Origin of the sequence: Thiobacillus denitrificans (assembly GCF_001530125.1) — a bacterium.
Taxonomy (GTDB): Bacteria; Pseudomonadota; Gammaproteobacteria; order Burkholderiales; family Thiobacillaceae; genus Thiobacillus; species Thiobacillus denitrificans_C.
In genome coordinates this window covers 1-1,182 of sequence record NZ_LDUG01000070.1, presented here as the reverse complement: position 1 = coordinate 1,182, position 1,182 = coordinate 1, and the positions used below count along the sequence as shown (strand labels likewise).

At 68.4% G+C, this 1,182-nt stretch carries 1 protein-coding gene; it reads left to right on the top strand.

Annotated features, from left to right (window positions below; genetic code table 11):
- Positions 1-1,175, top strand: a 1,175-nt coding sequence (locus ABW22_RS16395; protein WP_059759430.1) for a peptidase, incomplete at its 5' end; no start/stop codon positions are given.
- Positions 1,176-1,182: the final 7 nt, after the last annotated feature.

Here is a 1,182-nt window from a genome sequence, read left to right as displayed (position 1 = left end):
AGGTTGATCGCGCGCATGCGCTGGCGAGTGCCGCGGCCTTTGCCGGCCCGGCGGTTGCCGCCGACCATGAAGGAAGCATCGACGAAGACGCCTTCACCCATTCGCGCGGACTGGACGCGCATCGCCCGCTGCACCGGGTGCAGCTTGCCGACGCCGATCACACGCTGCTGTATGTCTCCGGAACCACCGGCGAAGTGGTGCGCGATGCCCCGCGCACCGAGCGCCTGTGGAACTACGCCGGCGCGTGGATCCATTGGCTGTATCCGTTTCGCGGCAATATGTTCAACCCCTACTGGAGCGACATCGTGAACTGGCTGTCGGTCATCGGCATCGGCGTGACCCTCGCCGGCACGGTGGTTGGCATCATGCGGTGGCGCTTCACGCACGCCTACAAGAGTGGCTCGCACTCGCCCTACCAGGGTTTCATGATGCGCTGGCACCACATCACCGGCCTGCTGTTCGCGCTGGTCACGCTGACGTGGATCTTCAGCGGGCTCATGTCGATGAACCCCTGGCGCATCTTTGACAACGGCGCGCCCGCCCTGCGGGCACAGGCCATGCACGGCGGTCCGCTGGCGATTTCCAGCCAGCAGGCTTCATCGCAGGCGCTGCTTGCCGCAGCCTCTGGCGAGGTGCAGGAGCTGCGCTGGACGCGCACTGCGGGCCAGACCCTGGTGTTGGCGAGCGGCAGCGGTGGCGGCCGGCCGACCGTGCTCAATGCGGCAACGGCGCAAGCCCATGTGCCTGATTCCGATGCACTGAAAACTGCGGCCGCGCGCCTGCTGCCGGACCCGGTCGCGCGCATCGACGTACTGACCGCCTACGACCTGCACTACTACGAACGCGAACCGCACACGATGACGGGGGGCGCTGAAAAACCGCTGCCGGTGTGGCGCGTCGTATTCGGCGATGCCCACGCCACCTGGGTGCACATCGATCCGGCGACCGGCGCCGTGCTCGGCCGCACCGACAGCACGCGGCGCCTGAACCGCTGGCTGTTTGGGATGCTGCACAGCTGGGACTGGTTGCCGCTGCTGGACCGGCGCCCCCTGTGGGACATCGTGCTCATCGCCCTGAGCCTGGGTGGCGCCGCGCTCAGCCTGACCGGCGTCGTCATCGGCTGGCGGCGGCTGGGACGCAAGCTCAGAACCGCGCGCGTGCGCCGCCCGGCCTGACCGTGGC